At 32.1% G+C, this 25,107-nt stretch carries 39 protein-coding genes; 13 read left to right on the plus strand and 26 right to left on the minus strand.

All coding sequences use genetic code 11. The annotated features are described in order from the left end of the window. Positions 1-206: 206 nt before the first annotated feature. From trpA to ACW9XA_RS05145, 6 genes are read right to left on the minus strand one after another with little or no spacing between them, the layout of a single operon-like run. On the minus strand, positions 207-1,007 hold the full coding sequence (trpA, locus tag ACW9XA_RS05120; protein ID WP_457763304.1) for a tryptophan synthase subunit alpha: 801 nt from the start codon (positions 1,005-1,007) through the stop codon (positions 207-209). Further along, positions 994-2,184 (minus strand): tryptophan synthase subunit beta, encoded by a 1,191-nt coding sequence (trpB, locus tag ACW9XA_RS05125; protein WP_457763305.1) that lies wholly within the window; start codon positions 2,182-2,184, stop codon positions 994-996. The genes trpA and trpB overlap by 14 nt, the downstream gene beginning before the upstream one ends. After that, entirely contained in the window at positions 2,181-2,957 is a 777-nt protein-coding gene (locus tag ACW9XA_RS05130) for an indole-3-glycerol phosphate synthase TrpC (RefSeq protein WP_457763306.1), read from the minus strand. The genes trpB and ACW9XA_RS05130 overlap by 4 nt, the downstream gene beginning before the upstream one ends. Then, positions 2,950-3,996 carry an anthranilate phosphoribosyltransferase gene (gene trpD / locus ACW9XA_RS05135; RefSeq protein ID WP_457763307.1) on the minus strand — a complete coding sequence of 349 codons (1,047 nt, stop codon included), beginning with the start codon at positions 3,994-3,996 and terminating at the stop codon, positions 2,950-2,952. Before trpD ends, ACW9XA_RS05130 begins: the two co-directional genes overlap by 8 nt. Beyond that, positions 3,993-4,589, minus strand: a complete 597-nt coding sequence (locus tag ACW9XA_RS05140) for an anthranilate synthase component II (RefSeq protein WP_457763308.1) — start codon at positions 4,587-4,589, stop codon at positions 3,993-3,995. The genes trpD and ACW9XA_RS05140 overlap by 4 nt, the downstream gene beginning before the upstream one ends. Then, positions 4,586-5,935, minus strand: a complete 1,350-nt coding sequence (locus ACW9XA_RS05145) for an anthranilate synthase component I family protein (protein ID WP_457763309.1) — start codon at positions 5,933-5,935, stop codon at positions 4,586-4,588. Before ACW9XA_RS05145 ends, ACW9XA_RS05140 begins: the two co-directional genes overlap by 4 nt. A gap of 147 nt (positions 5,936-6,082) precedes the next feature. Here ACW9XA_RS05145 and ACW9XA_RS05150 point away from each other — a divergent pair, with 147 nt between their 5' ends. Both ACW9XA_RS05150 and ACW9XA_RS05155 read left to right on the plus strand, forming a co-directional pair. Then, the gene (locus ACW9XA_RS05150; RefSeq protein WP_457763310.1) at positions 6,083-6,247 is read left to right on the plus strand and encodes a hypothetical protein; all 165 of its coding nucleotides are present in this window, start codon (positions 6,083-6,085) and stop codon (positions 6,245-6,247) included. A 57-nt stretch (positions 6,248-6,304) separates the two neighbouring features. Then, positions 6,305-6,481, plus strand: coding sequence for a hypothetical protein (locus tag ACW9XA_RS05155; RefSeq protein WP_457763311.1), 177 nt, complete (start codon positions 6,305-6,307; stop codon positions 6,479-6,481). On the opposite strand, the gene ACW9XA_RS05160 is transcribed toward ACW9XA_RS05155, so the two are convergent. Beyond that, on the minus strand, positions 6,434-9,034 hold the full coding sequence (locus ACW9XA_RS05160) for a DEAD/DEAH box helicase (RefSeq protein WP_457763409.1): 2,601 nt from the start codon (positions 9,032-9,034) through the stop codon (positions 6,434-6,436). The two genes, ACW9XA_RS05155 and ACW9XA_RS05160, sit on opposite strands and share 48 nt — an antisense overlap. Before the next feature lie 272 nt (positions 9,035-9,306). On the opposite strand from ACW9XA_RS05160, the gene ACW9XA_RS05165 reads away from it, so the two are divergent. Beyond that, the gene (locus tag ACW9XA_RS05165; RefSeq protein WP_457763312.1) at positions 9,307-9,723 is read left to right on the plus strand and encodes a hypothetical protein; all 417 of its coding nucleotides are present in this window, start codon (positions 9,307-9,309) and stop codon (positions 9,721-9,723) included. A gap of 49 nt (positions 9,724-9,772) precedes the next feature. Further along, positions 9,773-10,438 (plus strand): PD-(D/E)XK nuclease family protein, encoded by a 666-nt coding sequence (locus ACW9XA_RS05170; protein WP_457763313.1) that lies wholly within the window; start codon positions 9,773-9,775, stop codon positions 10,436-10,438. 1 nt (position 10,439) lies between these two features. On the opposite strand, the gene ACW9XA_RS05175 is transcribed toward ACW9XA_RS05170, so the two are convergent. Next, complete coding sequence (locus ACW9XA_RS05175) at positions 10,440-11,120, minus strand: hypothetical protein (protein WP_457763314.1); 681 nt, start codon at positions 11,118-11,120, stop codon at positions 10,440-10,442. A gap of 282 nt (positions 11,121-11,402) precedes the next feature. Beyond that, positions 11,403-11,636 carry a hypothetical protein gene (locus ACW9XA_RS05180; RefSeq protein WP_457763315.1) on the minus strand — a complete coding sequence of 78 codons (234 nt, stop codon included), beginning with the start codon at positions 11,634-11,636 and terminating at the stop codon, positions 11,403-11,405. A 566-nt stretch (positions 11,637-12,202) separates the two neighbouring features. Between ACW9XA_RS05180 and ACW9XA_RS05185 the strand changes: the two genes are divergently transcribed. Then, positions 12,203-12,499, plus strand: a complete 297-nt coding sequence (locus ACW9XA_RS05185; protein WP_457763316.1) for a rhodanese-like domain-containing protein — start codon at positions 12,203-12,205, stop codon at positions 12,497-12,499. A 3-nt stretch (positions 12,500-12,502) separates the two neighbouring features. On the opposite strand, the gene ACW9XA_RS05190 is transcribed toward ACW9XA_RS05185, so the two are convergent. Then, positions 12,503-12,853, minus strand: coding sequence for a hypothetical protein (locus tag ACW9XA_RS05190; protein ID WP_457763317.1), 351 nt, complete (start codon positions 12,851-12,853; stop codon positions 12,503-12,505). A gap of 68 nt (positions 12,854-12,921) precedes the next feature. Between ACW9XA_RS05190 and ACW9XA_RS05195 the strand changes: the two genes are divergently transcribed. Beyond that, positions 12,922-13,152, plus strand: a complete 231-nt coding sequence (locus ACW9XA_RS05195; protein WP_457763318.1) for a hypothetical protein — start codon at positions 12,922-12,924, stop codon at positions 13,150-13,152. A gap of 165 nt (positions 13,153-13,317) precedes the next feature. Here ACW9XA_RS05195 and ACW9XA_RS05200 read toward each other — a convergent pair whose 3' ends face one another. The 7 genes from ACW9XA_RS05200 to ACW9XA_RS05230 form a co-directional block, all read right to left on the minus strand. Continuing rightward, positions 13,318-13,488, minus strand: a complete 171-nt coding sequence (locus ACW9XA_RS05200; RefSeq protein WP_457763319.1) for a hypothetical protein — start codon at positions 13,486-13,488, stop codon at positions 13,318-13,320. Positions 13,489-13,908: 420 nt separating this feature from the next. Then, on the minus strand, positions 13,909-14,376 hold the full coding sequence (locus ACW9XA_RS05205; RefSeq protein WP_457763320.1) for a hypothetical protein: 468 nt from the start codon (positions 14,374-14,376) through the stop codon (positions 13,909-13,911). A gap of 90 nt (positions 14,377-14,466) precedes the next feature. Continuing rightward, positions 14,467-15,099 carry a transmembrane-type terpene cyclase gene (locus ACW9XA_RS05210; RefSeq protein WP_457763321.1) on the minus strand — a complete coding sequence of 211 codons (633 nt, stop codon included), beginning with the start codon at positions 15,097-15,099 and terminating at the stop codon, positions 14,467-14,469. A gap of 401 nt (positions 15,100-15,500) precedes the next feature. Beyond that, positions 15,501-15,647: a hypothetical protein gene (locus ACW9XA_RS05215; RefSeq protein WP_457763322.1), complete on the minus strand. Its 147-nt coding sequence runs from the start codon at positions 15,645-15,647 to the stop codon at positions 15,501-15,503. Between the two features lie 98 nt (positions 15,648-15,745). Next, positions 15,746-16,099 (minus strand): hypothetical protein, encoded by a 354-nt coding sequence (locus tag ACW9XA_RS05220; RefSeq protein ID WP_457763323.1) that lies wholly within the window; start codon positions 16,097-16,099, stop codon positions 15,746-15,748. 20 nt (positions 16,100-16,119) lie between these two features. Continuing rightward, positions 16,120-16,707 carry a hypothetical protein gene (locus ACW9XA_RS05225; protein WP_457763324.1) on the minus strand — a complete coding sequence of 196 codons (588 nt, stop codon included), beginning with the start codon at positions 16,705-16,707 and terminating at the stop codon, positions 16,120-16,122. A gap of 40 nt (positions 16,708-16,747) precedes the next feature. Beyond that, the gene (locus ACW9XA_RS05230; protein ID WP_457763325.1) at positions 16,748-16,885 is read right to left on the minus strand and encodes a hypothetical protein; all 138 of its coding nucleotides are present in this window, start codon (positions 16,883-16,885) and stop codon (positions 16,748-16,750) included. Between the two features lie 134 nt (positions 16,886-17,019). Here ACW9XA_RS05230 and ACW9XA_RS05235 point away from each other — a divergent pair, with 134 nt between their 5' ends. The 3 genes from ACW9XA_RS05235 to ACW9XA_RS05245 all read left to right on the plus strand — a co-directional run bounded on the left by ACW9XA_RS05235 (position 17,020) and on the right by ACW9XA_RS05245 (position 18,534). Next, entirely contained in the window at positions 17,020-17,274 is a 255-nt protein-coding gene (locus ACW9XA_RS05235; protein ID WP_457763326.1) for a hypothetical protein, read from the plus strand. 436 nt (positions 17,275-17,710) lie between these two features. Then, positions 17,711-18,337, plus strand: coding sequence for a hypothetical protein (locus ACW9XA_RS05240; protein ID WP_457763327.1), 627 nt, complete (start codon positions 17,711-17,713; stop codon positions 18,335-18,337). 53 nt (positions 18,338-18,390) lie between these two features. Further along, entirely contained in the window at positions 18,391-18,534 is a 144-nt protein-coding gene (locus ACW9XA_RS05245; protein WP_457763328.1) for a hypothetical protein, read from the plus strand. Here the strand turns inward: ACW9XA_RS05245 and ACW9XA_RS05250 are convergent. From ACW9XA_RS05250 to ACW9XA_RS05265, 4 genes are all read right to left on the minus strand, one after another. Then, complete coding sequence (locus ACW9XA_RS05250; protein WP_457763329.1) at positions 18,531-18,797, minus strand: hypothetical protein; 267 nt, start codon at positions 18,795-18,797, stop codon at positions 18,531-18,533. The genes ACW9XA_RS05245 and ACW9XA_RS05250 overlap by 4 nt on opposite strands. A gap of 87 nt (positions 18,798-18,884) precedes the next feature. Further along, entirely contained in the window at positions 18,885-19,016 is a 132-nt protein-coding gene (locus ACW9XA_RS05255) for a hypothetical protein (RefSeq protein WP_457763330.1), read from the minus strand. A 126-nt stretch (positions 19,017-19,142) separates the two neighbouring features. Next, on the minus strand, positions 19,143-19,382 hold the full coding sequence (locus ACW9XA_RS05260; protein WP_457763331.1) for a hypothetical protein: 240 nt from the start codon (positions 19,380-19,382) through the stop codon (positions 19,143-19,145). A gap of 62 nt (positions 19,383-19,444) precedes the next feature. Beyond that, entirely contained in the window at positions 19,445-19,762 is a 318-nt protein-coding gene (locus ACW9XA_RS05265; RefSeq protein WP_457763332.1) for a hypothetical protein, read from the minus strand. A gap of 153 nt (positions 19,763-19,915) precedes the next feature. Here ACW9XA_RS05265 and ACW9XA_RS05270 point away from each other — a divergent pair, with 153 nt between their 5' ends. Together ACW9XA_RS05270 and ACW9XA_RS05275 are read left to right on the plus strand one after the other, a co-directional pair. Further along, positions 19,916-20,074 (plus strand): hypothetical protein, encoded by a 159-nt coding sequence (locus ACW9XA_RS05270; protein WP_457763333.1) that lies wholly within the window; start codon positions 19,916-19,918, stop codon positions 20,072-20,074. A gap of 180 nt (positions 20,075-20,254) precedes the next feature. Further along, on the plus strand, positions 20,255-20,560 hold the full coding sequence (locus tag ACW9XA_RS05275) for a hypothetical protein (protein WP_457763334.1): 306 nt from the start codon (positions 20,255-20,257) through the stop codon (positions 20,558-20,560). 38 nt (positions 20,561-20,598) lie between these two features. Here ACW9XA_RS05275 and ACW9XA_RS05280 read toward each other — a convergent pair whose 3' ends face one another. After that, positions 20,599-20,757 carry a hypothetical protein gene (locus ACW9XA_RS05280; RefSeq protein ID WP_300324625.1) on the minus strand — a complete coding sequence of 53 codons (159 nt, stop codon included), beginning with the start codon at positions 20,755-20,757 and terminating at the stop codon, positions 20,599-20,601. Between the two features lie 147 nt (positions 20,758-20,904). On the opposite strand from ACW9XA_RS05280, the gene ACW9XA_RS05285 reads away from it, so the two are divergent. After that, the gene (locus tag ACW9XA_RS05285; RefSeq protein ID WP_457763410.1) at positions 20,905-22,587 is read left to right on the plus strand and encodes a helicase C-terminal domain-containing protein; all 1,683 of its coding nucleotides are present in this window, start codon (positions 20,905-20,907) and stop codon (positions 22,585-22,587) included. A gap of 4 nt (positions 22,588-22,591) precedes the next feature. On the opposite strand, the gene ACW9XA_RS05290 is transcribed toward ACW9XA_RS05285, so the two are convergent. The 3 genes from ACW9XA_RS05290 to ACW9XA_RS05300 form a co-directional block, all read right to left on the minus strand. After that, the gene (locus ACW9XA_RS05290; RefSeq protein ID WP_457763335.1) at positions 22,592-22,789 is read right to left on the minus strand and encodes a hypothetical protein; all 198 of its coding nucleotides are present in this window, start codon (positions 22,787-22,789) and stop codon (positions 22,592-22,594) included. 33 nt (positions 22,790-22,822) lie between these two features. Then, positions 22,823-23,035, minus strand: a complete 213-nt coding sequence (locus ACW9XA_RS05295) for a hypothetical protein (protein WP_457763336.1) — start codon at positions 23,033-23,035, stop codon at positions 22,823-22,825. Positions 23,036-23,246: 211 nt separating this feature from the next. Further along, positions 23,247-23,372, minus strand: a complete 126-nt coding sequence (locus ACW9XA_RS05300; RefSeq protein ID WP_457763337.1) for a hypothetical protein — start codon at positions 23,370-23,372, stop codon at positions 23,247-23,249. 330 nt (positions 23,373-23,702) lie between these two features. On the opposite strand from ACW9XA_RS05300, the gene ACW9XA_RS05305 reads away from it, so the two are divergent. After that, positions 23,703-24,038, plus strand: coding sequence for a hypothetical protein (locus ACW9XA_RS05305; protein WP_457763338.1), 336 nt, complete (start codon positions 23,703-23,705; stop codon positions 24,036-24,038). A 282-nt stretch (positions 24,039-24,320) separates the two neighbouring features. Here ACW9XA_RS05305 and ACW9XA_RS05310 read toward each other — a convergent pair whose 3' ends face one another. Continuing rightward, positions 24,321-24,575 (minus strand): hypothetical protein, encoded by a 255-nt coding sequence (locus tag ACW9XA_RS05310; RefSeq protein ID WP_457763339.1) that lies wholly within the window; start codon positions 24,573-24,575, stop codon positions 24,321-24,323. Positions 24,576-25,107 lie beyond the last annotated feature (532 nt).

Below are 25,107 nucleotides of genomic sequence, written 5' to 3' on the forward strand. Positions count from 1 at the left end.
CTGGTTTTTGTATGTTTTGTCGATCTTTATACTTGTAAATTTATTTCTCCATTTCTAAATGAATTTTAGAGATCACTGACATTGCTCTTTTATTTTTCCCTGTGTAATATTACATGAGCACATCTAGTTAGGCGGTCATAACTGAAATCAAGTTCCCCTCGATGAAAATTTGTATACTTGACCGCCAACTTTAACGGATATTTTAATTAGAGAATTGTTTGTTTTTTGAGACTTTTTGTAAATGTTGCAATTTTAGTTTCAAGTTGGTTTTGAGGCGTTTTCTCTATTAGTTTCAAATATGCGCTTCCAACTATTACCGCGTCAGCTCCTGCTTTGATGTATTTTTTTACATCGTCTGGAGTTGAAATTCCAAATCCTACTCCTATTGGAATTTTACCTTTGGTCTGTTTTTTGACTTGTTTGATTGCATCTATTGTGTATTTTTTAATTCCTGTTTTTACGCCAGTAGTACCAAACACTGCAACAAGATACAAAAATCCTGTTGACGCATTTGATATTTTCTGAATTCTTGCATTGCTTGCATTTGGTGATATTAGAAATATTGTGTCTGCATTGTTCTTTGCTGCCTGCAAATATTCTTTTGATTCTTCTACAGACATATCTGGAAGTATAAATCCATCAATGCCTGCTTTTTTTGCTTCTGCAATAAATTCTGAATATCCTTTGTGATATAGAATATTGGTATATGTCATTAGAACAAGTGGGATGTCTGTTTCTTTTCTTATTTTTTTTACAAGAGTGAAAAAATTTGCAATCTTTGTTCCTTTTTCTAATGATATCGTGCTTGCATTTTGAATTACAGGACCATCAGCTAGCGGGTCTGAAAATGGAAATCCTAATTCTATAATGTCTATGCCTCCTTTGATCAATCCTTTAACAGTAGACATGGTTGATTTTTCATTTGGAAATCCTGCCATGATATATGAAATTAGGGCTTTTTGGTTTTTACCCTCCAGTTCTGCAAATTTTTCTTTAATTCTTGACATGTTTACTCAAATAATTTTGTACTTCTTCAATGTCTTTATCTCCTCTACCTGAAAGAGTGACTACTATCGATTCTGATTTTTTACTTTTTCTTGCAACTTTCATAGCTTCTGCAATTGCATGAGATGATTCCAAAGCTGGAATAATTCCTTCGGTTCTTGTTAATGTAAGAAATGCTTCAATGACTTCTGAATCTGTAGCTGAATGGTATTTTACTCGTTTAGTGTCTTTATAGTATGAATGCTCTGGGCCAACTCCTGGATAGTCTAATCCTGCTGAAATACTATGAGTTTCTGTAACTTGGCCTTCTTTGTCTTGCAACAAATATGTCATCATTCCATGTAGCACTCCTTTACTTCCTGCAGACAATGTTGCTGAATGCATTTTTGATTTTAATCCGTGACCTGCAGCTTCTACTCCGACAATCTCTGCATTTGTATCAACTAATGGATAGAAGGTACCGATTGCATTAGAGCCTCCCCCAACACATGCAATTACAATATCTGGTGTTTTATTGTTAATTTTTTTCATCTGTGATTTTATTTCTTTTCCAATGACACTTTGAAAGTCTCTGACCATTACAGGATACGGATGTGGTCCCACTGCAGATCCTAGTAAATAGTATGTATTTTCCACGTTTGTAATCCAATCTCGAATTGCTTCATTGATTGCATCCTTGAGAGTTTTAGAGCCTGATTTTACAGGATGTACTTCACAACCTAACATATTCATTCGAAATACGTTTTGTTTTTGTCTAATTGTGTCTCTATATCCCATGTATACTTCTGCCTTCATTCCTAATGCTGCACATGCCATTGCTGTAGCTACTCCGTGTTGACCAGCCCCTGTTTCTGCAATGATTCTTTTTTTATTCATTTTTTTTGCTAAAAGTGCTTGTCCTAATGTGTTGTTGATTTTATGAGCTCCTCCATGAAGCAAGTCTTCTCGTTTGAGATAGATTTTAGCGCCTCCTATTTTCTCAGATAGATTCTTTGCATAGTATAACGGTGTTGGTCTTCCTGCATAGACTTTGAGATAGTAATCTAATTCTTTTTTGAATTTTTTATCATTTTTGAATTTAAGATAATTTTCCTCCAATTCTTCTATTGCAGGCACTAGTGTTTCTGGAATGTATTTCCCGCCAAATTCTCCAAATCTGCCGTCTTTAGGATATTTCAATATGCATTCACCAGTTTTCTTACTTGTTCTTCAATGTTATCACTTTTCATAATGCTTGAGCCTATTAGAAATGCATCTGCTCCGCACTTTTTTAGATATTGTATGTCTTCAGGTGTATTAATTCCGCTTTCTGATAATATTGGCCTTGTTTTTTCTTCTCCTGAAAGAATGATTTCTGTAGTTTTAAGATCAATCTCTAATGTGTCTAGATTTCTGTTGTTAATTCCAATCAAGTCTGCTTTCGTGTTTAATGCATTCTTGAGTTCTTGTTTTGTGTGTACTTCTAACAAAATTTTCAATCCTTGTTTATGCCCATAGTCTATAAACTCATCAATTTCTGAGAGAAATTTTTGATCATACAGAGATTGAATGACTAGCATGAAATCTGCACCTATCTTCTTTGCTGCATCAATTTGGATTTTATCAATCATAATGTCCTTCATGAGCATTGGAACTTTTACTGCCTCCCTTACTTTCATGAAATATTCTGGTGAGCCATGAAAAAGATGTGGTTGAGTCAAAACTGACAAGGCCTTTGAGCCTCCTGCAATCATTTGGTTTGCTATGCTGACAGGATCAGTTAACGTTCTGATTTTTCCTAAGGACGGAGATGCAAATTTTACTTCTGTTAGTAATGTTGCATGAGTATTTGTCTCAATAATGTGAATAAAGTCTTGATCTGATTTTTCCAAATTTGCATTAATGTCATATACTCCATCATCAATTGCCATTTGAGAATTGTTTACAAGTTTTCGTAGAATATTTTCAGCCATTGGTTATCTCCTTTAGTTTTGCAATGTCTCCTGTATCTTGAACAAATTTTTCCAATAATGAAAATGCTTTCCCATTTTTTATTGTATTTAGTGCTAATTCTACGCCTTCTTCAAAATTTTTGGCAATGTTTGCAACAATTAATCCTCCGGCTGCATTTAATACTGTGGTTTCAATCATGGATTGATTTGCAGTATTGTTTAACACTCCTACAAATGATTTTACAGCTTCTTCTTTTGTTTTAATTTGTATGTCTTGAAGCGATGATTTATGTAATCCTAATACTTCTGGATCTATTGCATTCATTAACACTTTATCATTTTTTAATATGCATACACGATTTGTTGCACTGGTAGAAAATTCATCCATTCCATCATCTGACCTTACTGTCATGATATTTTCTGCGCCTTTTCTTTTTAGAATCAATGGTAATCTATCTAAATATTCTATAGAGAATACTCCAACTAGCTGATTCTTGACCCCTGCAGGGTTTGATAGTGGCCCTAGCAAATTAAATGCAGTTCTCTTGCCTAGTTGTTTTCTAGCTACAGATACGTGTCTCATTGCGGGATGAAATTTTTGAGCAAACATAAAACAAATGTTGTATTTTTCTAAAATATCTGCAATTTTTGGAGGTTCTAAATTCAAATCATATCCAAAATATTCAAAAATATCTGCACTTCCAGAAACCCCTGAACTTGAACGGTTGCCATGTTTGGCAACAATCCCTCCAGCAGCTGCTACTACAAATGATGCTGTAGTTGAGACGTTGAATGTTTGAAGTTTGTCTCCTCCAGTTCCACACATATCTATGACTATCCCTTGATTTTTAGGCTCAATTTTGAGTGAAAATTCTTGCATTTTATCAAGCATTCCTAATAATTCATCATCTGTTTCTCCTTTTTCTGAGAGACTGGATAGAAAATCTGCATTTTGAATATCGTTTGTTTTTCCTGAAAGTACATCTGTCATCACTTGATTCATTTCATCATATGTTAGATCTGTTTTTTCTTGTAATTTTGTAATAAACTCTGAAATCAATTTTTTCTCTCCTTTACTTGTTTGATAAAATTATTTAGAATTTTTTTACCATCTTCTGTCATTATCGACTCTGGATGAAATTGCACCCCTTGAATCAAGAACTCTTTATGTTGAACTGCCATGACTTCTCCATCATCTGAAGCAGTTGCTGTTATTTCTAAAATGTCTGGAATTACGGTTTTGTCTCCGACTAAACTATGGTATCTGGTTGCTCTAAATGGATTTTTTACACCTGTAAATAATTTTGAATTTGTATGATCTACTGGACTGGTCTTTCCATGTCTTACACATCCTGCGTTAGTTACTTTGCCTCCAAATGCATCTATAATTCCTTGATGTCCAAGACAAACTCCTAAAATTGGAGTTTTTTCTCCCATATTTTTGATTACATCTGAACATACTCCAAAGTATTTTCTATCTTCAGGGGTGCCTGGACCTGGAGATATAATTATCGCATCATACTTTCTTTCTTTAATCTCTGACAATGTAATTTTGTCATTACGTATTACATCACATTCTACTCCAAGTTCTCCTAAATATTGAGCAATGTTGTATACAAATGAATCATAGTTGTCTATAATCAAAAATTTCAACTAGATGCCTCCTTTAATGCCTGAAGCATAGCTCCTGCCTTGTGCTCTGTTTCTTTGAATTCATTTTCTGCAATTGAATCTGAAACTATACCTGCTCCTGATTGGACAAATCCCTTGTTCTTCTCGATGAATATGCTTCTGATTGCAATTGCAAAATCACAGCATCCGTTGTAAGAAAAATAACCCACTGCACCTGCATATGGTCCTCTGGCTTCCGTTTCCAATTCTTCAATGATTTGCATGGCTCTGACCTTTGGCGCACCTGACACGGTTCCTGCTGGAAATACTGCTTGAAACGCATCAAACATATCGTTTTCAGGTGCTAAATTACCTACAACGTGACTAACAATATGTTGTACATGACTGAATTGTTTAATTTCCATTAGTGATTCTGGATGAACGGTTCCATATTTGCATACTCGGCCTATATCATTTCTTCCCAAATCTACTAGCATGGTATGTTCCGCTAATTCCTTTTCATCGTTGATTAGTTCTTCCGCTAATGTCTTGTTTTTCTCTTCATCATCTGTAATTTTTCTGGTTCCTGCAATTGGAAATGTTTCTACTTTGTCATCTGTAATTCTTACTAGCATTTCTGGAGATGCTCCTATGATTGTTTTTGTTCCTTGTTTTAGATGATACATGTATGGAGATGGATTTAATTTTCTTAGTGTCTTGTATAATGTCAAATCATCTCCATATGTGTCAAATGCAAATTTTCTAGATAATACAACTTGGAAAATATCTCCGTCATGGATGTATTTTTTTGCCTTGTTTACTATTTCAGAATATTTTCTCTCTCCCATGTTCGGTGTTACTTCGCTTGAATGAAATTCTCCAAAAGAATCTTCGCCTATCACTAATTTATCAAATCTGTTCTCATCATGATAAAAATAGAATAGTTTTTCATGTATTTTATCGTACATTATTCCATCATCATAAATCCCAAATTCCATTAATGGTTGAGGAGAATTGTGAGTATCTGCAATGTTTTCAACTAGTCTTATTGCATCATAGTTTACTACTCCTACTGCACCTCCTAGATATCTATAACTTTGATCATTTGATTTTCCTAATAATTTTTTTAATTCTGTAAATGGCTCTGTCGTTTGAATGGTTTTAGTTTCATTGTTTTCAATAATTTCTACTTTATCTGAATATCCTTTGAGAATTGTTTTAGGATCAAAACCCATTACTGAAGTTTCAGCTAGGACTTCGGGACCTGTAAGGGATTCAAAGAGAAATGAGTGTGAATAGTTTCTTGAAATTTTATTATAAATTTGAAATTGGTTTTCAGATAAATCTAGAGGTATTACTTTTGCTTGAGTCTTTCCAAAGGTGTCCACCCATAAACAAAATTCTGGTGGTTTATTATTTAAAGTGATGAGGTGATTCTGATCTGTTTGTTTTTATGTGAAATTATTGATTTTTAGGCTTGCATATGTTACGGTATAGTACGGTACCTTTATAGTCTAGCTGATCGTATGATAATCATGCATAATTTGCAGATTCTCAAAACACGAAAAATATCAACTTCAGTCAGTAAAGTTGAGTGCTATGTTTGTGGAAAGGGTCTACAGGATGGGTATTCTATAATTGCAAAAACATTGCCTAATGGTATTGTTTTGTTCTGTGATGTACATTATTCATTACAATGAATATGTCATATCTAAATGAGACAAATGTTCAATTATGAAATTTCGTTAATATGATACATGGCGTTAGTTGGTTCAGAAACTATTGATGCCGAAAACAATGAAATTTCAGATTCAATAAAATCTGCCCTAAAAAAATTTGGATTAACTGAAAATGAACTTCGACTTGAATTCCTTGTTACAAAACCTCTAGTCTTTTTGAAAAGCCATAAGAAATTCTTTTGCTCCTTTCTTTGATAGTTCCTTATTTTTGGTTTGACAATAACCTGTAGTAAATGTACATTTGGGACATCCTCCCCAATCTTCATCCTGATTTTTTTCTGTTGAACAATCACAATCATTTATCAAAGAGAAAGATGTATTGAGAACTTTTTCAAATTCGTCAAAAACAATTTTACTGCACCCATTAAATCCATCTGATGAATTGTCGTACAAGTAGATTATCCCTTTGTCATAGTATGAATCAATGTCGCTAGATTCTGATTTTGTTAAGATTTTGCTTGCGTTTACTAGTACATGAGCAATAGTATGCACTCTGGAATCATTGGCAATTGGACTCTTGGAATTTGGGACTGATTTTGATAGGAATTCTGAAGGTATGGTTATGCTTACTGCTGAGTGTTTTGATTTCCAGTGGAAATTTCTCCAGCCCGATATGCTACTTCCATTATGCATTGTGAATTTGTCTGCTGATTCGTTATAGTTTCCTTTCATATATCCCGTAATTGTTCTGTCTAGAGAAATTATTCCATATCTTAAAGATATTTTTTTATCCTTTACTGTGATATCTCTATGCTTTGCCTTGCCTTCGGAGGTCTGAATGATGTTTGTTTTGACAATAGGCATTGTCCTCTTGCCTTTTTCGTTTGATCTTACAAGGTATGCTCTTGCCCCGTTTTGAGATTTAATTAGAGAATTTACTTCATAATTTTGCTTGTTAAAGTGATAAATTGCCTTTTGATGTAGTTGATAATATCCTACAGGAACTCCTCTGGTACCTATTTTTCTAGAATTATAATAAATGCTAATTTCTCCTGATGCCCCACGTAAGTTAATGCTATTTGCAAAATCAAAAAATTGAGATTTATCTGATTCTGTGGCAGATATTTCTTCTATCTCTGCTGACTCTACATGCTTGTCAGAGATGATGGGGTTTTTCTTGTTGATTGGTATGATATGATCTTGTTTTAGATATTCATCAATATGGCGTGCAAAATAATGACATGCTGCATCATCAGGATCAAATACACATATGGCATATGATTTCTGACCCATACGTCCCGCTCTTCCAATTCTTTGAATAAATGAATCAAATTCATTTTTGAATGCTGATATTACCACATCTACATGTCCTATGTCAATTCCCAATTCTAATGTTGGAGTACATGAAAGAACGTCAAGTTCACCTGCCTTCATTTGAGATTCGTATAATTTTCTGTCTCTCTGATCTAGCCCTCCTCTGTGAATTTGAATTCTTATTCCATCATTTGCATTTTCAACATTGGATGCAAGAAATTCAGCATCATTATGAGAATTGCTAAAAACTAACTGGATTGATTTGTTTTTGTAACATATGGATGATATCATCTCCATTGTTGTCCTCTGTTTAAATTTTCTAGGCATTATGAAAAACATGTGCATGTTTTGCTTTCTTCTAAATTCGCTTTTGATATATGAAAATGAACTTTCAGGTAAATCAAACATGTTTGAAAAAAATTCTTTTGAATTGTCTAGTGTTGCTGATGACCCTACGAATTGAACTTTGCCCATGTATCGCTTCATTCTTTTTAGAACGTGGTATACGTTTGATCCATGAAAACTCGTATAGGAGTGGGCCTCATCCATTACTATGATTTTTGCATTCTTGAATAATTCATTCCATTTCTTATCTTGTAAAATTAGGTGATAATTGATAAAATCAAAATTTGTTGCAATGATTAATGATTTTTCATTTGCATCTGAGATTATCATGTCTTTGTATTCTGTGCTCTGACCTCCGTGAATGGAGTATATTCCCACTCTGTTGTCTAGTTTGCATTTTCGAATTAAATTTGATATTTTTGATACTTGATCATCAATTAGTGCATTTAGTGGGTATACTAGCAAAGTGAAAACTCCTGGTGTTGGATCTTCTGAAATTTTTTGAAGAATAGGTATGGCAAATGCTTCTGTCTTCCCTGCCCCTGTCGGAGCTGAAATTATTGAATTGTTTCCTTTGAGAATTTCCCTAATGGATTCTTCCTGAAATGGCAAAAGTCCTGTGAATCCATATTTTTCTAATCCTTTGATGATGTTTTCTGATAGTATGTCCTTTAAGGACTCTATTGGAATTTTATCTGCTTCTGGTGCAATCAATCTTTCGTAGTGAATAAGCGCAAGAGACTCTTCTTTGTGACCTTGAACTATTTCTCTTATGATATAGTCATTGTCGATTAGTGATTTTGGAATCTTGTTTATGTCAAAAAGAATACTTTGTGGTATTGGAATTTTTGTGACTGTTTCTTTTTTCTCTGGTCTTGCATATTTTTTAATTTCGTCTGGAAAATATTCTCCTGATTCTGCTGGACCTTCACATCTGTGTGGCTCATCTGTTCTTGAATCAATTGGAATGAACTTTCCGCTGTCTGACTTGAATCCTTCATCCCAGTAAATTTCCGCACCACATCCTTTGGAGCATTGTTTTGTTCTACCAGAGTAATTTACTCCATATGTTGGAGTTTTGATCTGAATTTTTTCTGGATTGCATTTTGGGCATACCCATGGACCTCCAACATCTTCGTAACTCTGCACCAATCTGGTATCACAATTTTGACAAAATTTCATGAATGAAATCTTTAATTCATTTACCATTAAAGAACATATGATATTCTATGATTACCAATCAGATCTCTTCAAACATACTTAAGACTCTGTATTGTGTATGTATCATATGGGATGGAAAAAAACACTGAGTAAATTTTGTGTAATGAAAAAGGTTCGAGACAAGGCTAATGAGCCTGATGACCAAGAAGAATCTTGAATTTTTATTAAAAAATTATTAATAAAATCTGCAAAGTTTTGTTATGCCGTTAGATAAAATGACAAACCCTGAGGAGTTTGTATTAACACACGATTCTACTGTTTTGCATACTAAAGGCAAGCCTGTTGCTTGCATAATTGATAAAAATCTTGACAATGAGCCCCGATATACGTCTCTTCCAAACGATCCTAGTCTTAAGGCTTGCTTGATGGGTTTTTTGAACAAGCATGATGATTTGGGATTGTTAATGGGATTCAAACTAAAAATACAAACTAATACTGATTTTTTTGAGTATACTGTTTATCCAAATGATGAATTCATAGATTGTGTAATTTTCGATGAATCTATTTTCATCATCAATGAGAAAATGGAAAATCTCTTTAGTTTGAGAAGAATAGTTACTGATCAATTTGTAAAAACTAGATCTGAATTTGAAAAATTTAAACAAATGATGAAATGATCTGTATTTTTTCAAATGATTCAATAACTGCTAATCTCTGAAATTTTTATTGGTAAATTTTGCACAAATGCTAAAGATTAGGGAGCCTGTGCTTTTGGACAGAGAAGATGGACATTGGTACCAGACAAAATTCGATAAAATTTATCCTTCAATTAGCACGATTTTGTCTGCTACTGCACCTGAGCATAAAAAAAATGGATTGGCGATTTGGAAAGAAAATGAGCCTGCCCATGAATACATAACCAAACAAGCTCAGGATGTGGGAACACAATCACATAAAATTATTGAAGATTATTTGAGCAATAATTTATCTTTAGAAGAATTTGACTTGCTGCCTATTGCTCATTTTAATAATCTCAAACCCTTTCTGGAGAATATCTCTGATGTAACTTGTATAGAACAAAGAATGTATTCAGATAAATTGCAAGTGGCAGGAACTAGTGATTTAATTGCTGAATACAATGGAGAACTTTCAATTATTGATTATAAAACAAAAAGAAAGCCTCAAGTTGATGAATACATGTATGAATATTATTTACAAACTACATGCTATGCTCAGATGTTTCAGGAAGTAACAGGCCGTAAAATCAACCAAGTTGTGATTCTAGTTAGTAGTGAAAAGAACACTAGACAAGAATTTATCAAATCGTGTGATGATTATGTTCAACCAATGCTAGAGCGTGTAGAGAAATATTATTTGAATAGTTTGCAATAACTTAGGCTAATTTATCGAGTTTTTTGTCTAACGCTTGTACTTGCTTTGTCAGGTCTTTGACTATTTCATCTAGCATTTCTGGTTTTTCATTGATAGTTCGTGTTTTTCCGTTTGACCAATCAAACATGGCCTCGAGAATCTCTGTTGCTTGCATTGATCTGTCTGTCAAATCTTTGATATTCAATATGTTTTTCATTTTTTCATTATCTGGATGAATTATCATTTCCCCGGATTTGAAAATTCTATACTGTTGCTGAGTGACTGCATCGCTGAAATTCAACAAAAATAATCCATGTATGGCGTTTTCCATTTTTTCAGAATAATTCATTTTTTTACAGATTTTTTCTACCATTTGTTCTAATGTGGTGTTTTTATTAAAACCGTCTTCAAGTTTTAATGGGTTTATTATTATTTTCAGAAATTTCTTTATTGCGTCTAAATGTAAGTTGATATAAGATGATTCAGAAAAAGTCAAAAAAAGATTAATCTCGTCTTGTTTAGTTTGAAATGAATCCAGTTTAGAAATTAATTCACTAATTGAATGTGAAAATGCTTTTTTGATTTGCATAAAATTTCTAAAAAATTCTTCATCGTGATATTCTTTGTTAAATTGAATTAGTCCTTTTGACTCTATATCATTTAAAATCAATAGTGTTGCTTTGTAATTTGGATCAAAATTCATTATTTTTTTGAATTTTCTGTAAACTTAAGCATATTGCTTGATTTTAATTATTATATTATAAAAAAATGAATTGATCCCGAGCTGTTGCTTTGTAGAAATTAAAAGGAGATGGTTATCTCTTAGGTTTCCTATTTCAATAATATGAAAACTCAAAAAGAAATACAATTGCTTAAAATGGAATTGATGAATACGTTGAAATCTGCAGATAATGGATATTACGGATTATCCCTTGAAAATTTAGTTCAAAATAATTAATAAAATTACATTTTTCAAAAATATTTATCAATTAACGCCTTTTCTTCTTACCCTTTTTTCATTTGAAAGAGGAGTGGTTTTTTCAAATTCTTCTTGTTTTCTTCTCACTTCCTCTCTTTCTTTATCTGTTTGTTCACGTATGATGACATCATCCATACCTACAAAATTTTTACATTTTTTGCATAGCCACATAGTCTGTTTTTCTGCTTCATGGCGTTCTGGTAATCGTCTACTGTTACATTGCTTGCAAAATAATGACATACTGATACTGTAAGAATTGTTAACTTAAGCGTATTGGCCCTTATTTTTTTGATTTTTTCCGATTCTTTTGCTGTGATAAATTACAACATCCTTAAGTTCACTGTCTTTATAGAATCAAAGGGTTCTATAGCATGGATAAAGAATGGTTAAGAGTAAAAAGCGGTAGGAGCAAAGGCTGTAAAGATTGCATTAATCATAGATGTATTCCAAGTAGTTGTACATGTGACTGCCATAAATGATTTTTAAATCAAATTGTTTATTGTAAAAAATTTGCTTTCCTTGGCATATTAGCACAAGCTAATTAGGATAATCTAATTTTCATACCGTTTAAATCCTATTCAATGAAAGTTAACTTATGAAACAAGATTCATGCAGACGTTGTGGGCATGAACTAGAAGTTAATACAAAATGTAAGATTTGTAATGAGGCAAATCAATTTTTTTGTCATGAATGCGGATACCTGACTGAAGAGCAAATTCACTTCAAATGTATGATGATCAACATGGACCATTCATTGCTTTCAAATTAAAATACAGAAATAAATTATAGTTAATGGTTTATCATTCATGGCAAACAAAATTACTGCAAATGATCTAAAATCACAAAAAAATGATTTTGTGATAATTGATGTCCGAGAGTCTGATGAACTTGAAAGTGGAAAAATTGAGAACTCTATTCACATGCCTTTGGGACTGAGCATTAGAAATGCAAAGAAAAAACAGATTGAAGATCTAAAGGACAAAAAAATCTGTACTTATTGCGGAACTGGTTATAGAGGAAACATTGCAGCTGATGAACTAGTAAAAGAAGGATTTAATGCAGTTACCCTGGAAGGTGGCTATCCTTCATGGAATCAATCCTAATTTTTATTCATCCCAAATTGGCTGTGTTTTTAGCCATTTAATCAAATCTCTATACAAATTACTTTTTTGCATATTTAGAACTCCAATCTCAAGATTGGTGGATGATTTTACGGTCTTTGTATATTTGTCATAAACTGCAAAAATAATTTTATCCAAGAACATTTCATTTTGCATCTCTTTTTTAGCCAACTCTTCTGATTCTGTCATGGCAAAACTGGCAAATAGCACTCCGTCAACCCAGTAGGCATTTGCTGCTTCTAATGATGACATCATGCCTATTAGATCATCTAGATTGAGTTTAATCATGTCTCTAACGTAAATTCTGTCATATGGTTTATGGACAAATTCTGTCATGATGTTTCCATTTGATATCGACTAATAAATTATGGAAATTTTATAACTGGTTTTTATGAAATTGTACTGTGAGTAAAAAATCTGAAGAATTATCTGAACACGATATGTTTGTAACTGAATTCCCAAAAAAAGGATTCGGACTGATTGATTATCTTCAAGGCAGGGTTCATTTTTCTTTGATGGATCAAATGAAACTAATGCACAAATCTGGAATGACTCAAACTCAAATCAAAGAAACCATACTTACAAGCGTAACGGAAATTGTTGATAGTTTTGATCCTGAATCAAAAAGTCCTTGATTGCATTTTCAAAGACTCTGCCATGATTATTTTATGACATTGGCAATGACAATTAGTATGCGGCATGTCGTTATCCATCCTGTACTTGCATTCTTTGGTATGATCTAACATTGTCAATTTGATTATTTTTTATGTCAAAATAATGCTTAAAAATTGTATGAAAAATTAACTTTGATTTTTATTCTGAGATGATTTGTATTCAAAATATTCTGTTACAATATTCCCAAATTCCTCCAATAATTGCTGTTCTTTGAATCCTGACTTTTCAAGTAATTCCCAAGATTTGTAGATCTCTTCTTTTAAGATATGCAGAGTTCTTTTATCATCACAATGCATGTCAGTGGTTATTCAAAATAGGATTTATTCTTTATAATCTAAAATTATTATAAATTTCATAACTAGATGACCCATTAAATGATTATTGCAAATTATGAAACAGGCTTGGAATTCTATGCCTATTTCCTGGTAGTTTTAGCTTTTTCTCTAAATATTTTGTGCTGATGATGGAATATGGCTTAGATGATTACTCTTCTGATATGAGACATGATAGTCCTATCACTTCTTCCCAATTTGATTTATTATTATTTTCTTGCATGTATTTTCTGGTAAAATTTCTATTTAACAGAGATGAACAATTCATCAGTGTAATTTCTTAGTAACAATTAGTGATTCTTTATATTGAATTTGTATTAATCATACTACCCGACCATAATTGGTGATGATTCGAATCTTAATTTGATTTTGAATCTCACCTTTTTAATTTTGAGAGTTTGCAGTTTTTTCGTAATAGTATTCTTGCTTTTTCAAATCTTTTTCAGATATTATGCGACATTTTCGCATTGGAACTAGTCTAGAAATTTGCTCATATGTCATCATGTCTCTAACATCTGCAGCATATGCAATTTGTAATAGTGGTGGCTTTTCAACAATCATTGGTTTTGCCTGCTCATATCCCCCGCTTTGTCTCATCCCTGTCCTGAATAACCCTAAATGGCTGTCATTTTTTGAAATTTGTGGATCCTGATACACACAAATTGCAAACTCGTCATTATCCTTCTCAATTATTGTCAGTCTGGTAAACTTGTCACTCCAATCCTCGATTTCTTTGGCAATCTGAATTGCTTCTTTTTTATCCTCAAATACAGTTGATATGACAAGTCTATCTTTTTCATATGCCCAGGAAATCCCGTAAAAATTATTTTTCCAGTTAATATCCAGTGACATGTGCTTTACTCTGAAAATTCTTAAAATAATGTTTTCTATGACCCTTTATCCTGTAAAAATCTCGTCAATATTGATAAATAATTTTAATCTTTAAAATCTCTTAAATGGATTTTGAATCTTTTTGCATTTGCGATAAATTCCAACTGTGTAGATTAAATCAAATACGAAAATTGAGACAAACCAAAATTGCAACAATGTTGATTCTTGTGCAATTGGTCTGTATGTGAAAAATGCAAAACTGCTCAGCCCAGTCCCAATCATTTTGAATAATGCAATATAAAATGACTGACCTTTAATCCCCTTTCTGTTGATTAACATTGTTACAAACAATATTGACATCATTAGGTTTTGTCCAAATGCCGCATATACCCCATTTGTATCTGCAAATTCATGACCAATTCCCAAAATCATTGGTATTGCAATAGATAATCCTAATCCAAATGCTGCAATGAATTGCCATTTGGGAATATTTGGAAATTCTCTTTTTCCATATTTTAAAAATTGTATAACAATTATTGCATCTAAAGAAAACCAAATATAATTTACATAAAGTTGTGGAGCGTCATGTGGTGAATAAAATGCAAAGATTGCCTCCCATGAAATATTTGCACAAAGTGCTGCCATGGGCATTCCAAATGTCTTGTCTTTGAATCCTCTTTTAATTATGAGAATGTATGTTGCTGACCAAAACAATCCTCCTAGCATCATTATTTCTGTAAACATTGATTTTTAATTTCATATTTTCATCAATTAATAATCTTACTCAAAAAATGATTTATGGTGTAATTGTTAATGGTGATATTTCACAATTACACTCTTCACGTTTCCCACAGTATGGACAATTACAGTCACAGTAGATCAATGCTTGCTTGCATGTGATGCACTCTGTATACTCTGCAAAGTCCTCATTCAATTTGATACACCATCCATGAAATTCATGCTCGTTTTTAATTGATAAATGACTTGATACCAACTCTGAAAATTAATTTCATTTTTTCATCAATATTGAACAAATGTTTGAAAAATACATCTTTCTTTTTTTATATCTTGAGATTGAATAATTATTGACGCCTTCGTTTAGCAGTCAAGGCATGCTATAAACGACTGCTATTCCAAGACATTGGTTAACGTTTTTTTAATAATGCCTCTTGAGGAGATTTATCTTTATTTGCTTTCCAATGCCAATTATGATGTTTTTTCCAATGGGATTCTAATTCTTCAGTTGTAGGTTCTTTTCCTAAAGGAGTACCACATAATTTACACTGAATCATTTTTTACCTCTTGTTTTTTCTTTTTTGGTTTTAAAATTGGATGACATTGTACAGGTAAATTATCATCGTCCATAATTTAATTATAAATTAAATTCAAATTAAGAGTTTTCTTTTTGTGTTGGCTTTTTTTTAGAATGTTTTTTAATTTCTCTTGATTTGTCTCTTTTTCTTTTTCTTTCCAAATCTAAAATTGAATATGTCTTTCCAGTTTCACACAGTTTCATTTCTCCAGAATATTCATCATGAATTGAATCAAATAATCCGCTTGAAAGTAATTCTCCTACAATACTCCATGCCTTGTCTTCAGAAATTTCAAATTTGTATGATATGGTTGAAACTTTTGTAAAATAACCATTTTTAGAATTTCTTAAAACAAATTGCTCGACTTTTTGCTCTGTAGTCAAACTAGGTTCTCTTTTTTTGAAATTTCTGTATGGTTTTCTCTCTGACATTATTTTTCTATTCTCTTGTTTTATTCCTTAGCATTAAGTGTGTCCGGATCATTGTTACCTGGCATATATTTATCTCCTAACTTGCTTTTCATTTTCTCATCAAACTCTTCTTGCAATCTGGTGAGATAGATTTCAGCCTCTGTTTCATCTTCTGGAATTCCTGTGTCTATATCAAAATTGAACCCTGTCGCCAAATGATAAAATTCCTCAAAAAATTCCTTACAGTCTATCACATCTGCTTTTTCATCAATTGTTGTCACTAAACAATTATTCTCCATTCTAAAATCAAGGCAAATTTCTTCTTCTATCATCACATCTACTATGACTGACATAAGGTATGCGACAAATTTTTTCTCTAATTTTCCCTTGTCTTTATTTGCAATCCATAACTCTTTTCCGTCCAAAAAATTCTCAAATGTTCTAACAACCATGCCTCGAATTTCTGAATCAGAATACGATAGTTTTGATTTCCACGATTCAAATTTTCCTGGTTCTGCATATACTGCATCAAATGTGAGTTCTTCGTTAATTTGTTCAAATTCCCAAATCTCTCTATTGGTCCACATTGGTGAGAATTCTGCAATTAGGTTTCGTGTAGTTTGATTCAATACGATTCCTGTTCTTCTCCATAGTTTATTCTTATCTTAATTAGTTACTTATTCCAGATTTCAGAAATTCAAGTGTACATTCTGCTAATTCTTTACTTGAATGTTTTTTTATGTTATGTTTACAGTTTGGGCAAATACCTGTTTCTTCTTCCGATAACCCCTCTCCTACTTGTTTCATACAACATTCCATCAATTCATCTGTTGAGTGAGATTCCATTGCAAGCTTACATGTAGGACATTCCGTCAAATTAATACAGTTTGATGAAAATTACATTATTAATAAATTATATTTAATTCAAGATTAACCCTTGTGTGAACAAGCAAGAAAAATTTCAAAATCAATTACTTTGTACATGTAATGAAAATGTCTATTTTGAGATTATTGACGATATAGAATGTGATTGGGGAACACATGTTGTGATTCAATGCCCTAAATGTGAAGAATTATTTTCGGTGGATTGTGAATGTCCTGCATTTCAAAATATTTCAAACCTATTGAAAAATAATCCTTTGTTATTTTCTAATTCAGAAAAATTTGACTATTTAAAAAATTCTCATCCAAAATGAAACTTAGTCATAGATAAAACTGGCAATTGATGTTGAGCAACAAAATCATATTATTGAAAAAATTAATCAGATTTTAAATTGTATTGTCATAATTTTGAAATCTTTTCTTAACTGAACAATAAAACCAATCCTACAACTAACGCAGTCACTGAAATTCCCATCCATATGTAAAATTTTGTCATCATCAAAATCCCTTGTTTTTGTTGAAATTAATAGTTTGGAATTAAGAAAGCAAGCAAGTTTGCTATCCATTTTCATCGGCCCTTTGGGGGTTACGTGTGGATATCAAACCCGCAATCACCTTGCTTTCGTAATTCTTACTGCTTGATGTCTTCAAAAATTCTTAAAATAAAACATGTCTTGAATTCTTATCAAAAAGGGTTGAAAAAATGATCCATTTTCAATTCTTGATATGTCTGAACCTATGATTTTCTAAATGTCAGTGTTGCCTGTATCTGTATGCCTAATACTGCAAACTAATCTCAAACCACACACGAATAATTTTATTCTTAATGAACTAGACTTTGGCATGGCTGACAACACATTACAATGGTCTCCTGATTTTGCTTTAAAATGGTCTGACTTTCAAGCCGAATCCAATCCTGCAGTTTTTGAGGATTCTCACAGTGTCATAAAATACCGATTTACTTGGACTGTAAATTCTGAAAAAATTGATGATCAGATAGTTTTTCTTATTGAGGATATTCGCCTTTTTGCAGAGTTTAATCCATTACTCTCTTGGGTGCGATTAACTGAAGCCTCTGATTCGTTATTACATCACGAACAAGGAAATTTTGATCTTGCTGAATTGATTAAAAATGAAAACATGTTCAAATTACAAGAACAATTCAACGGAAAATATTTTCCGACTAGAGGCAAAAATGAAGAACAAAGAAAACAGTTTGCAAAAGAAGATTCTGGAAAAATGATTAATGCAGAGGTAGAAAAACTACAACAATTATACGATGAAAAATCTTTACAATATCACAAGGAAACAAACTATGGTGTTGATACTGAACGCCAATTTGAGTATGATTTGACGTTTAAACAATTAAAACAATAATTTGCATTGCAGTGTAGTCTGATTTCTTATATGCTTATCTTATAATTTTAGTTATGGAAACTGCAAAGATTCCAAAATTCAAGTGGTCTGAACTGCCTGATCTTAATTTTAGCCACACTCCAAATGAATGGGGAATGAAAAAAAGAAAATCAAATCAATTCACATTAGTGTCATATACTGTATCTTGGGATGATTAAGTTCTATTTTCAATTATTTTATTTTCAGGAATCGAATTAATGTAATTCACTAAACTTCTATAATATTTTAAATGAAATTCCAAATCTCTGATTTCTGTTTGTTTTAATTCTTCAAGTTCTGGACCGAAATCTGTATTGTTTGTTTGTATGTGGTTTAGTGTAGTTTCATTAACCTCGATCATGTGAAAAAGACTATGCAATACTTCTCCTCTGGTAAGTGTTCTGTCGCATGATTTTTGTAATATTTTTTCAACCCAATCCATATCTCATGCTAAATTAATTCTTATATCCACTCAGGAATTGGAAAAAGTCTTTCCTTTGCTCTATTTTTTTTGTCTATTCTAAAACGTTTATTTTTTTTGAGCCTGTTTTTTCCTATCCATTATTTCCTTGTTTCGTTCGATATCTGAATGCACTTCTACATGTTCGTATAGTTCTTCTTTTGATTGAAATAATTGTTCACAGTAATAACATTGATGCATTGCTGTAATACGGATATCTAAGATAAATTGCTTTACTTGAAGAATTTAAAACTCATTCCTAGATTACTCTTCTAAATTTAATATCTGAGAATTTTGAAAATAATATGGATGATAATCTAAAGTAGACTATCTACCATTTTCTGCTTTAACTTTTGCTGCAAGATCTCCGAAAGGATCCTCGTGCCATTGTTCTTTGTTCAATTTGACCATTCCCAATTCTGATTCAAAGACCCCTTGTTCTGCAGCTGGTGCCAGTACTGCATCATCTCGAAGATAATTCTCTTGGTTATCGTGTGCATAAACCATTATTCCTGCCAATGCAGCTACTCCGATTGCAATACCGGCATATATTATTGCGTTTGACATGAAAATTCATGGTGATTTTTTATATTAATCAAGTAAGACTACATTGCAATGCAGTGTAATTTTTAATGTGTCTCAATTTTGATCTCTGAGTTACAGCTGGGAATCTCTCCAGTCTCTTTCTTGAATTCTTCAATCAATCTTAATTGCACCTCTTTTGGATTTTCATCAAATATTCTTTGGTACAGTGAAGTTTTTTGCATACATTCACTTCCATCAAATTCAGTATTCACATAATTTGCAAATGTTTCTTCTAGATTGTCTGTATATCCGATGTATATTGGATCTTTTTTTCTATTATACAGAACATATACTCCTGGGCTTGGTTTAACGTATTGCGCACTATCTGTCCACACTCGCATTTTGTCATCTAATAATTCCATATCTTATCTTGTTGATACTAGATATTAAACAAGTTTCTCTTTTTGATATCAAGTATCATCAATCCTTATATTGATAATATAATGCCTAGTCCAAAAATAAATTTAATGAGACGGGAATAGACAAGCTTAAGTCAACTCAGAATTTAGAGAAACATGATTCCCAAAGGAGACATACCTGGAATGTGTGAAGATTGCGGGGAACACATAACATATTCTAAAAAGTCCATGCAAAGTCATTCAGAATTATTGAAAAAACATCGATGTCCAAAGTGTGGACATTTTGCATTAAAAACACTGAGTACCGATTTGTGATTATCACATAATTTCTTAACAATTTTGAAAATTCGTGTCAAAGGAGAGAATGACGTCTCGACGCTCTTTTCTCTCACTTACACTAATCTAGTATAACGAAATTTGTATTTAAGATCATATGTGTTCTAAATTTTGATGTATAAATATGGTCTAGTGAATTTCAAGATAATGTCCACGATTATGAAATCTAAATTAAAATTCCTTCTAATTCTCCCCCTACTTGCAGGGATAATTTATTTTGGAACTAGTGTATCTGATTTTGACATATTGGAAAGTATGGATACACAAAAATGGATGTTAGAGCAATTTGCGATAAACTATGAAGCAATGATGATTGCATGTAGTAAAGATAATCTTGATTCTGAAGAATTACAATCATGTCTTGATGCATTTGTCGAAGTAAGAGAATTCTGTGCCACTCAGAGTGCGGATCAATGTGGAGATGAAAACATGGATCAATTGGAACAGAAATTGTTAGATATTTGACGTCCTTATTTTTTCATGTTTTAATTCATAATGTCAAATTATGGGAAACTACCATCATCTAGTAATTCTTTGTAAATTGTTTTTTCTAAACGTGTTTCTGCTGCCCCGCATTTGCTGCACATTCCTGTGTCTTCTGGGTTTGTTTTCTTTTTCTTTTCACATTCTACGCATTTGTGAATTCCTTTTTTGAATCCCATGTCAATTTTTTTAATATTGATAATAACTATATTTGGAATTTTTGATCGATGATCTTTTTTAAAGAAAACCTAGACATTGAATTAGTTACAAATACAATGATATCACAAGAACCTTCATGCTTTTAATATTGAACATGAAGAGATGTAATCCTGTCTTTATTAGAAAAATTTCCAGATCAATTCACACCTAGAGATATTCAAAAAGAAATTCTATCACAAATTGAAGAAAAATTAAAGTCTGGATTCAAAAAAATCATTCTGTGTGCTCCAACAGGAGTTGGCAAATCTCTTGTAGGGGCAACTGTTTCTAATTATTTTGATAGTTCTTTTACGGTCACTGCATCAAAACATCTTCAAGATCAATACATCAAAGACATTCCGTTTTTAAAACCAGTAAAAGGAAAACAAAATTTTCCCTGTCTAAAATTAATGGCTTCAGAAAAAGTTGACAATGAAAGAAGAGCGATGAGATGGGGGTTGACTTGTGATAAGGGTGAATGCCAGGAAAGAGTCAACAAAAATGGAAAAGAAGTCTTTGAAGTTTGTAAATTCAAGCCTACCATAAATCAGGTTGAAGAAAATACTCAGGATTCCCCCTCTTGTCATTATTATATGCAAAAGTACGATGCCCTAGTTTCAAAACACTCTCTTTGGAATTACCATGCATTTTTTACTATCATGAAATTTAACAAAAAACTCTTTGAAGAATACCTTGATAGAAAAATAACTGTATTTGATGAGGCTCACAAAATTGAAGACCAAATAATTCAGTTTGTTGGATTTGATATTTTTAGTGGTCAAGTAGATGAATGTAATCTCAATTCAGAAAAATATGATTTCACTGATTTAGATTCAATGATACAGCTAACTGACGATATGGCTTTTTCTTATGCCAAAAAAATAAAGGATATCAAAGAAAGTGCTGCCTTTCAAAATAATCCTGATTATGAATTAATTACGGGATTGGAGCGTAGACATGACAGATCTGCCCAAGCAAAAATCGACATTATGTCTGACAAGGATAATTTTATTGTAAATAATCCTGTCAAAGATTTGAATGGTAATTTCAGAACGATTTCTGTAAAACCTATAGATGTCTCAAAATTTGCAAATTCATTTTTTGAAACAGAATATCAGATTTTCATGTCTGCCACTATAGACAAGTCGAGTTTTTGTGAAAACATGGGATTGAGACAAGATGATGTTGCATTTGTTGATACACCAAAATCTCCATTCCCTATAGAAAATAGAAGCATTGAACTTCTTAACATTAGAAGATTGAGTTATGGTTCTACTGAAGAGGATGAACTTGAAGTAATTAAAACGATTGACCGAATTATGGATAAGCATTCTGATGAGCGAGGATTAATTTTAACTTCATCTATACCTCGCTGTCAAAAAATTATTAGATATCTGTCTCCTAAAAACACTCAAAGAATCAGAATTTGTCACAGTAAAAACAAAGATGGGAAAACACAAGATGAGGTAATCTCAGAACATGCTACTGATCCTACAGGCGTTTTGCTTTCTTCTTCATTATGGGAAGGAGTTGATCTGAAAGATGATTTATCCCGATTCCAGATCATCGCCAAGGTTCCATATCCAAACTACACTGAAAAAAGAACAAGGGCAAAAATGGATAAATTCCCTTTGTGGTATACCTCTCAAACTCTTACAAAAATATTGCAAGGATTTGGTCGTTCGATTAGAAGTGAAGACGACTGGGCAAAAACATATGTTTTGGATACTGCAGTAAACAATGTATTTTTTAAAGGACAACAAATGATCCCAAAGGCATACTATGATGTTTTAGGAATGGATAATGTTTGAACAATTACTTTCTATCTGCACAAGCACATCTGACATATACCATTTTGAATTCCCCCCCAGTTTTTACATTATGTGACATTGGTTTTCTGCATTGTTGACATTCTGTAAATCCAAAGTATTCTTCTACTTTGATTAATTTGTAATCCCAAGATTTCTTCTCTTCATTCCAAAAAACAGAATTTATTTCTGATGGGCCTTCCATGTCTTATTGAAACTATTTTCATTAATTAATTTTCTATGGGTTTAGATTTTTGAAATCTAGGCATTTTTGATCAAATTCATTCAGATATTTTTTTGCATTAATATGAGAGTCTATCACGTATATCTCGCATGTTTCTGAATCAATTAACTGAGATGTGTTGTTGCTATTTGTCATAACCTGCAATGCAAGGATGCTGACCAATGCGATTATTACAATAATGGCAAATTTGCTTGAGTAAATATCCATAATTATTATTCACTGATTTTTAACTCAACTATAATCCTTGGGTAAATTCTTGATACACTCACATGTAATAGGCCATATACAAAAAAGTAAACCTGTTAGGCACAAAATTTTGATTTTTATCAAATCTTGCCTTTTTAAAAATCAGTGTAAATCGGATGGGAGTCGGCCCCGTGGTGGTTCTTTTTTGAGTTTTACTGTGACGAATTTGATTTTATTCTTCAATAGTTTTCTTCCACACATTGCATGCAGGACAACGGTATACAATTTTAGACAGTATAGTTTTTGAAAACACGTTGCCACAATTTTCACATATTTTTAAATCATTTATTGTAATCATTATGTTCTCACCTCAGTTGAAATAATTTTGTTGATTTTCAAATGAGTTTTTTCATGATCTAGTACCGTGTAAAAAGTATCAGTATTTCCTTCCCATTTGTATTTACAAACTCTACAGTTATACTTTATTATGGTCCATCTCTTTTTCATGTTCTTTGATTGTGTTTACGTCTTTTGATGTCTTGTTTTGATTTCCTTTCAATTTTGTAACTAGTCTTTTTAACATGATTATCTATACTGCATCTTGCTTATCCGATACAGACTAGTTGATTTGATACGGACTCTAGTCAACCACTTCTTGGCTTAATAAGCAAGAGATGTTCTATGATTCATGCTGAAAAATCTGTTTGCAAGAATAAAAAGAAAGCAAGAGAATCCATCAATTGGTGAAAGTTCAGTCATAAAAATACTATATGAAATTAGGGATGAACTTACAGATCAGATTTCATTGGTAAAAAACATAGATGAAAAAGTAAACACAAAAACAATCTCTCAAAAATATCATGATCTTGATGGAATAATCACACAATCAGGTCTTTCTAATGAAGACAAACTTATGTTAGAAAAATTTTCGACAACACTTGTTAAAGGTGATGTAACCGTCAAGAGTCTCAGATATAAAAAACAAGATCTTGAAAGAATACTTTCAAACCTGCAGGATGTTTAGATTCTTTTGACATACCAAACTACGTCTCAAGAGATATGTTCTCATGAAGCCAAAGTCAAGATGGCAGGCCTTAAAAATATGTACGAGTGTACACGGTGTCACAAATTCATTCCTGTTGATATGTCGAAAGAGATAGAACATACTTCTCTTGCATCTTAACTCCTGCTGTAGATGTTGTAATTGGTATGGATTAATTTCATAAATAAAATGAACATAATTTCTACAATTCCATTAATCTGTTCGCACTAAATTTTGTTTTGTTAAAAAATATGAAAAATTAGATTATTTTTCTAAGCATGATTTACATAATTTTTCATTAATCATGCTATTTTTTGGAATAAATTTATTTTTACAATTTGTACATACATTAAGTAACCTTAGTCCCTTGATTGTGCTTTGATTGTTTTTGGTATTAATTTTCAGTTCATTTAATTTTTCAATAGATTTTGAACTATCGCTCATCCCTCTAATTACATCATCTAATTTGTTGATGTCTTCTACTGATAGTTGTATCTTAAATTCCTTATCTCTAGACATCTTATCTCTTTTCTTAGCATCCAAATTAAATTAATGTATTAAATAAATCCAATTTCATTTTAAATTCTTGTATTTTGTTTCTTATTGAAACTATACTAGTTCTTGCCAACTCATATATTGCAACGACTAGACGTGTTTTCATTTTTTGGCAGATGAGTTTTTTCATGTTCTCGAACCTTATCAAAAGTATATGATGTTCCTTCCCATTGAAAACTGCATTTGGCACAATTGTATTTCACTTTGTATTACCTTCTTGTTTCTTTTCGGATTCTTTGACTACATCTACATTGTCTGCGGTATTTGTTTTACAGGAACCAAATCTCATTTTTTCAATTATTTTTTTAAACATGTTGTTATTTGATTCTCTATGGTATATACTGATGTATTTGACAAATTTCATGCCTGAAAATCTATAGATTTTTTATTTTTCTATAAAGATTGATACATTGGTATATATTGAGTGTGTCTATCTATATAGACATGACAAATCAAGAAAATAACCCAACAACAGTTGTCGCTGACGACAAGAAAA

This window comes from Candidatus Nitrosopumilus sp. bin_6a (genome assembly GCF_054095695.1).

Excerpts from the sequence above, each read along its gene's own strand:
- trpA (WP_457763304.1), bottom strand. The coding sequence starts at position 1,007 with ATGTCAAGAATTAAAGAAAAATTTGCAGAACTGGAGGGTAAAAACCAA.
- ACW9XA_RS05130 (WP_457763306.1), bottom strand. The coding sequence starts at position 2,957 with ATGGCTGAAAATATTCTACGAAAACTTGTAAACAATTCTCAAATGGCA.
- ACW9XA_RS05150 (WP_457763310.1), top strand. The coding sequence starts at position 6,083 with ATGCATAATTTGCAGATTCTCAAAACACGAAAAATATCAACTTCAGTC.
- ACW9XA_RS05155 (WP_457763311.1), top strand. The coding sequence starts at position 6,305 with ATGGCGTTAGTTGGTTCAGAAACTATTGATGCCGAAAACAATGAAATT.
- ACW9XA_RS05165 (WP_457763312.1), top strand. The coding sequence starts at position 9,307 with ATGCCGTTAGATAAAATGACAAACCCTGAGGAGTTTGTATTAACACAC.
- ACW9XA_RS05175 (WP_457763314.1), bottom strand. The coding sequence starts at position 11,120 with ATGAATTTTGATCCAAATTACAAAGCAACACTATTGATTTTAAATGAT.
- ACW9XA_RS05180 (WP_457763315.1), bottom strand. The coding sequence starts at position 11,636 with ATGTCATTATTTTGCAAGCAATGTAACAGTAGACGATTACCAGAACGC.
- ACW9XA_RS05185 (WP_457763316.1), top strand. The coding sequence starts at position 12,203 with ATGGCAAACAAAATTACTGCAAATGATCTAAAATCACAAAAAAATGAT.
- ACW9XA_RS05190 (WP_457763317.1), bottom strand. The coding sequence starts at position 12,853 with ATGACAGAATTTGTCCATAAACCATATGACAGAATTTACGTTAGAGAC.
- ACW9XA_RS05200 (WP_457763319.1), bottom strand. The coding sequence starts at position 13,488 with ATGCATTGTGATGATAAAAGAACTCTGCATATCTTAAAAGAAGAGATC.
- ACW9XA_RS05205 (WP_457763320.1), bottom strand. The coding sequence starts at position 14,376 with ATGTCACTGGATATTAACTGGAAAAATAATTTTTACGGGATTTCCTGG.
- ACW9XA_RS05210 (WP_457763321.1), bottom strand. The coding sequence starts at position 15,099 with ATGTTTACAGAAATAATGATGCTAGGAGGATTGTTTTGGTCAGCAACA.
- ACW9XA_RS05215 (WP_457763322.1), bottom strand. The coding sequence starts at position 15,647 with ATGATTCAGTGTAAATTATGTGGTACTCCTTTAGGAAAAGAACCTACA.
- ACW9XA_RS05220 (WP_457763323.1), bottom strand. The coding sequence starts at position 16,099 with ATGTCAGAGAGAAAACCATACAGAAATTTCAAAAAAAGAGAACCTAGT.
- ACW9XA_RS05230 (WP_457763325.1), bottom strand. The coding sequence starts at position 16,885 with ATGAAACAAGTAGGAGAGGGGTTATCGGAAGAAGAAACAGGTATTTGC.
- ACW9XA_RS05240 (WP_457763327.1), top strand. The coding sequence starts at position 17,711 with ATGTCAGTGTTGCCTGTATCTGTATGCCTAATACTGCAAACTAATCTC.
- ACW9XA_RS05245 (WP_457763328.1), top strand. The coding sequence starts at position 18,391 with ATGGAAACTGCAAAGATTCCAAAATTCAAGTGGTCTGAACTGCCTGAT.
- ACW9XA_RS05250 (WP_457763329.1), bottom strand. The coding sequence starts at position 18,797 with ATGGATTGGGTTGAAAAAATATTACAAAAATCATGCGACAGAACACTT.
- ACW9XA_RS05255 (WP_457763330.1), bottom strand. The coding sequence starts at position 19,016 with ATGCATCAATGTTATTACTGTGAACAATTATTTCAATCAAAAGAAGAA.
- ACW9XA_RS05260 (WP_457763331.1), bottom strand. The coding sequence starts at position 19,382 with ATGTCAAACGCAATAATATATGCCGGTATTGCAATCGGAGTAGCTGCA.
- ACW9XA_RS05265 (WP_457763332.1), bottom strand. The coding sequence starts at position 19,762 with ATGGAATTATTAGATGACAAAATGCGAGTGTGGACAGATAGTGCGCAA.
- ACW9XA_RS05270 (WP_457763333.1), top strand. The coding sequence starts at position 19,916 with ATGATTCCCAAAGGAGACATACCTGGAATGTGTGAAGATTGCGGGGAA.
- ACW9XA_RS05275 (WP_457763334.1), top strand. The coding sequence starts at position 20,255 with ATGAAATCTAAATTAAAATTCCTTCTAATTCTCCCCCTACTTGCAGGG.
- ACW9XA_RS05280 (WP_300324625.1), bottom strand. The coding sequence starts at position 20,757 with ATGGGATTCAAAAAAGGAATTCACAAATGCGTAGAATGTGAAAAGAAA.
- ACW9XA_RS05290 (WP_457763335.1), bottom strand. The coding sequence starts at position 22,789 with ATGGAAGGCCCATCAGAAATAAATTCTGTTTTTTGGAATGAAGAGAAG.
- ACW9XA_RS05295 (WP_457763336.1), bottom strand. The coding sequence starts at position 23,035 with ATGGATATTTACTCAAGCAAATTTGCCATTATTGTAATAATCGCATTG.
- ACW9XA_RS05300 (WP_457763337.1), bottom strand. The coding sequence starts at position 23,372 with ATGATTACAATAAATGATTTAAAAATATGTGAAAATTGTGGCAACGTG.
- ACW9XA_RS05305 (WP_457763338.1), top strand. The coding sequence starts at position 23,703 with ATGCTGAAAAATCTGTTTGCAAGAATAAAAAGAAAGCAAGAGAATCCA.
- ACW9XA_RS05310 (WP_457763339.1), bottom strand. The coding sequence starts at position 24,575 with ATGTCTAGAGATAAGGAATTTAAGATACAACTATCAGTAGAAGACATC.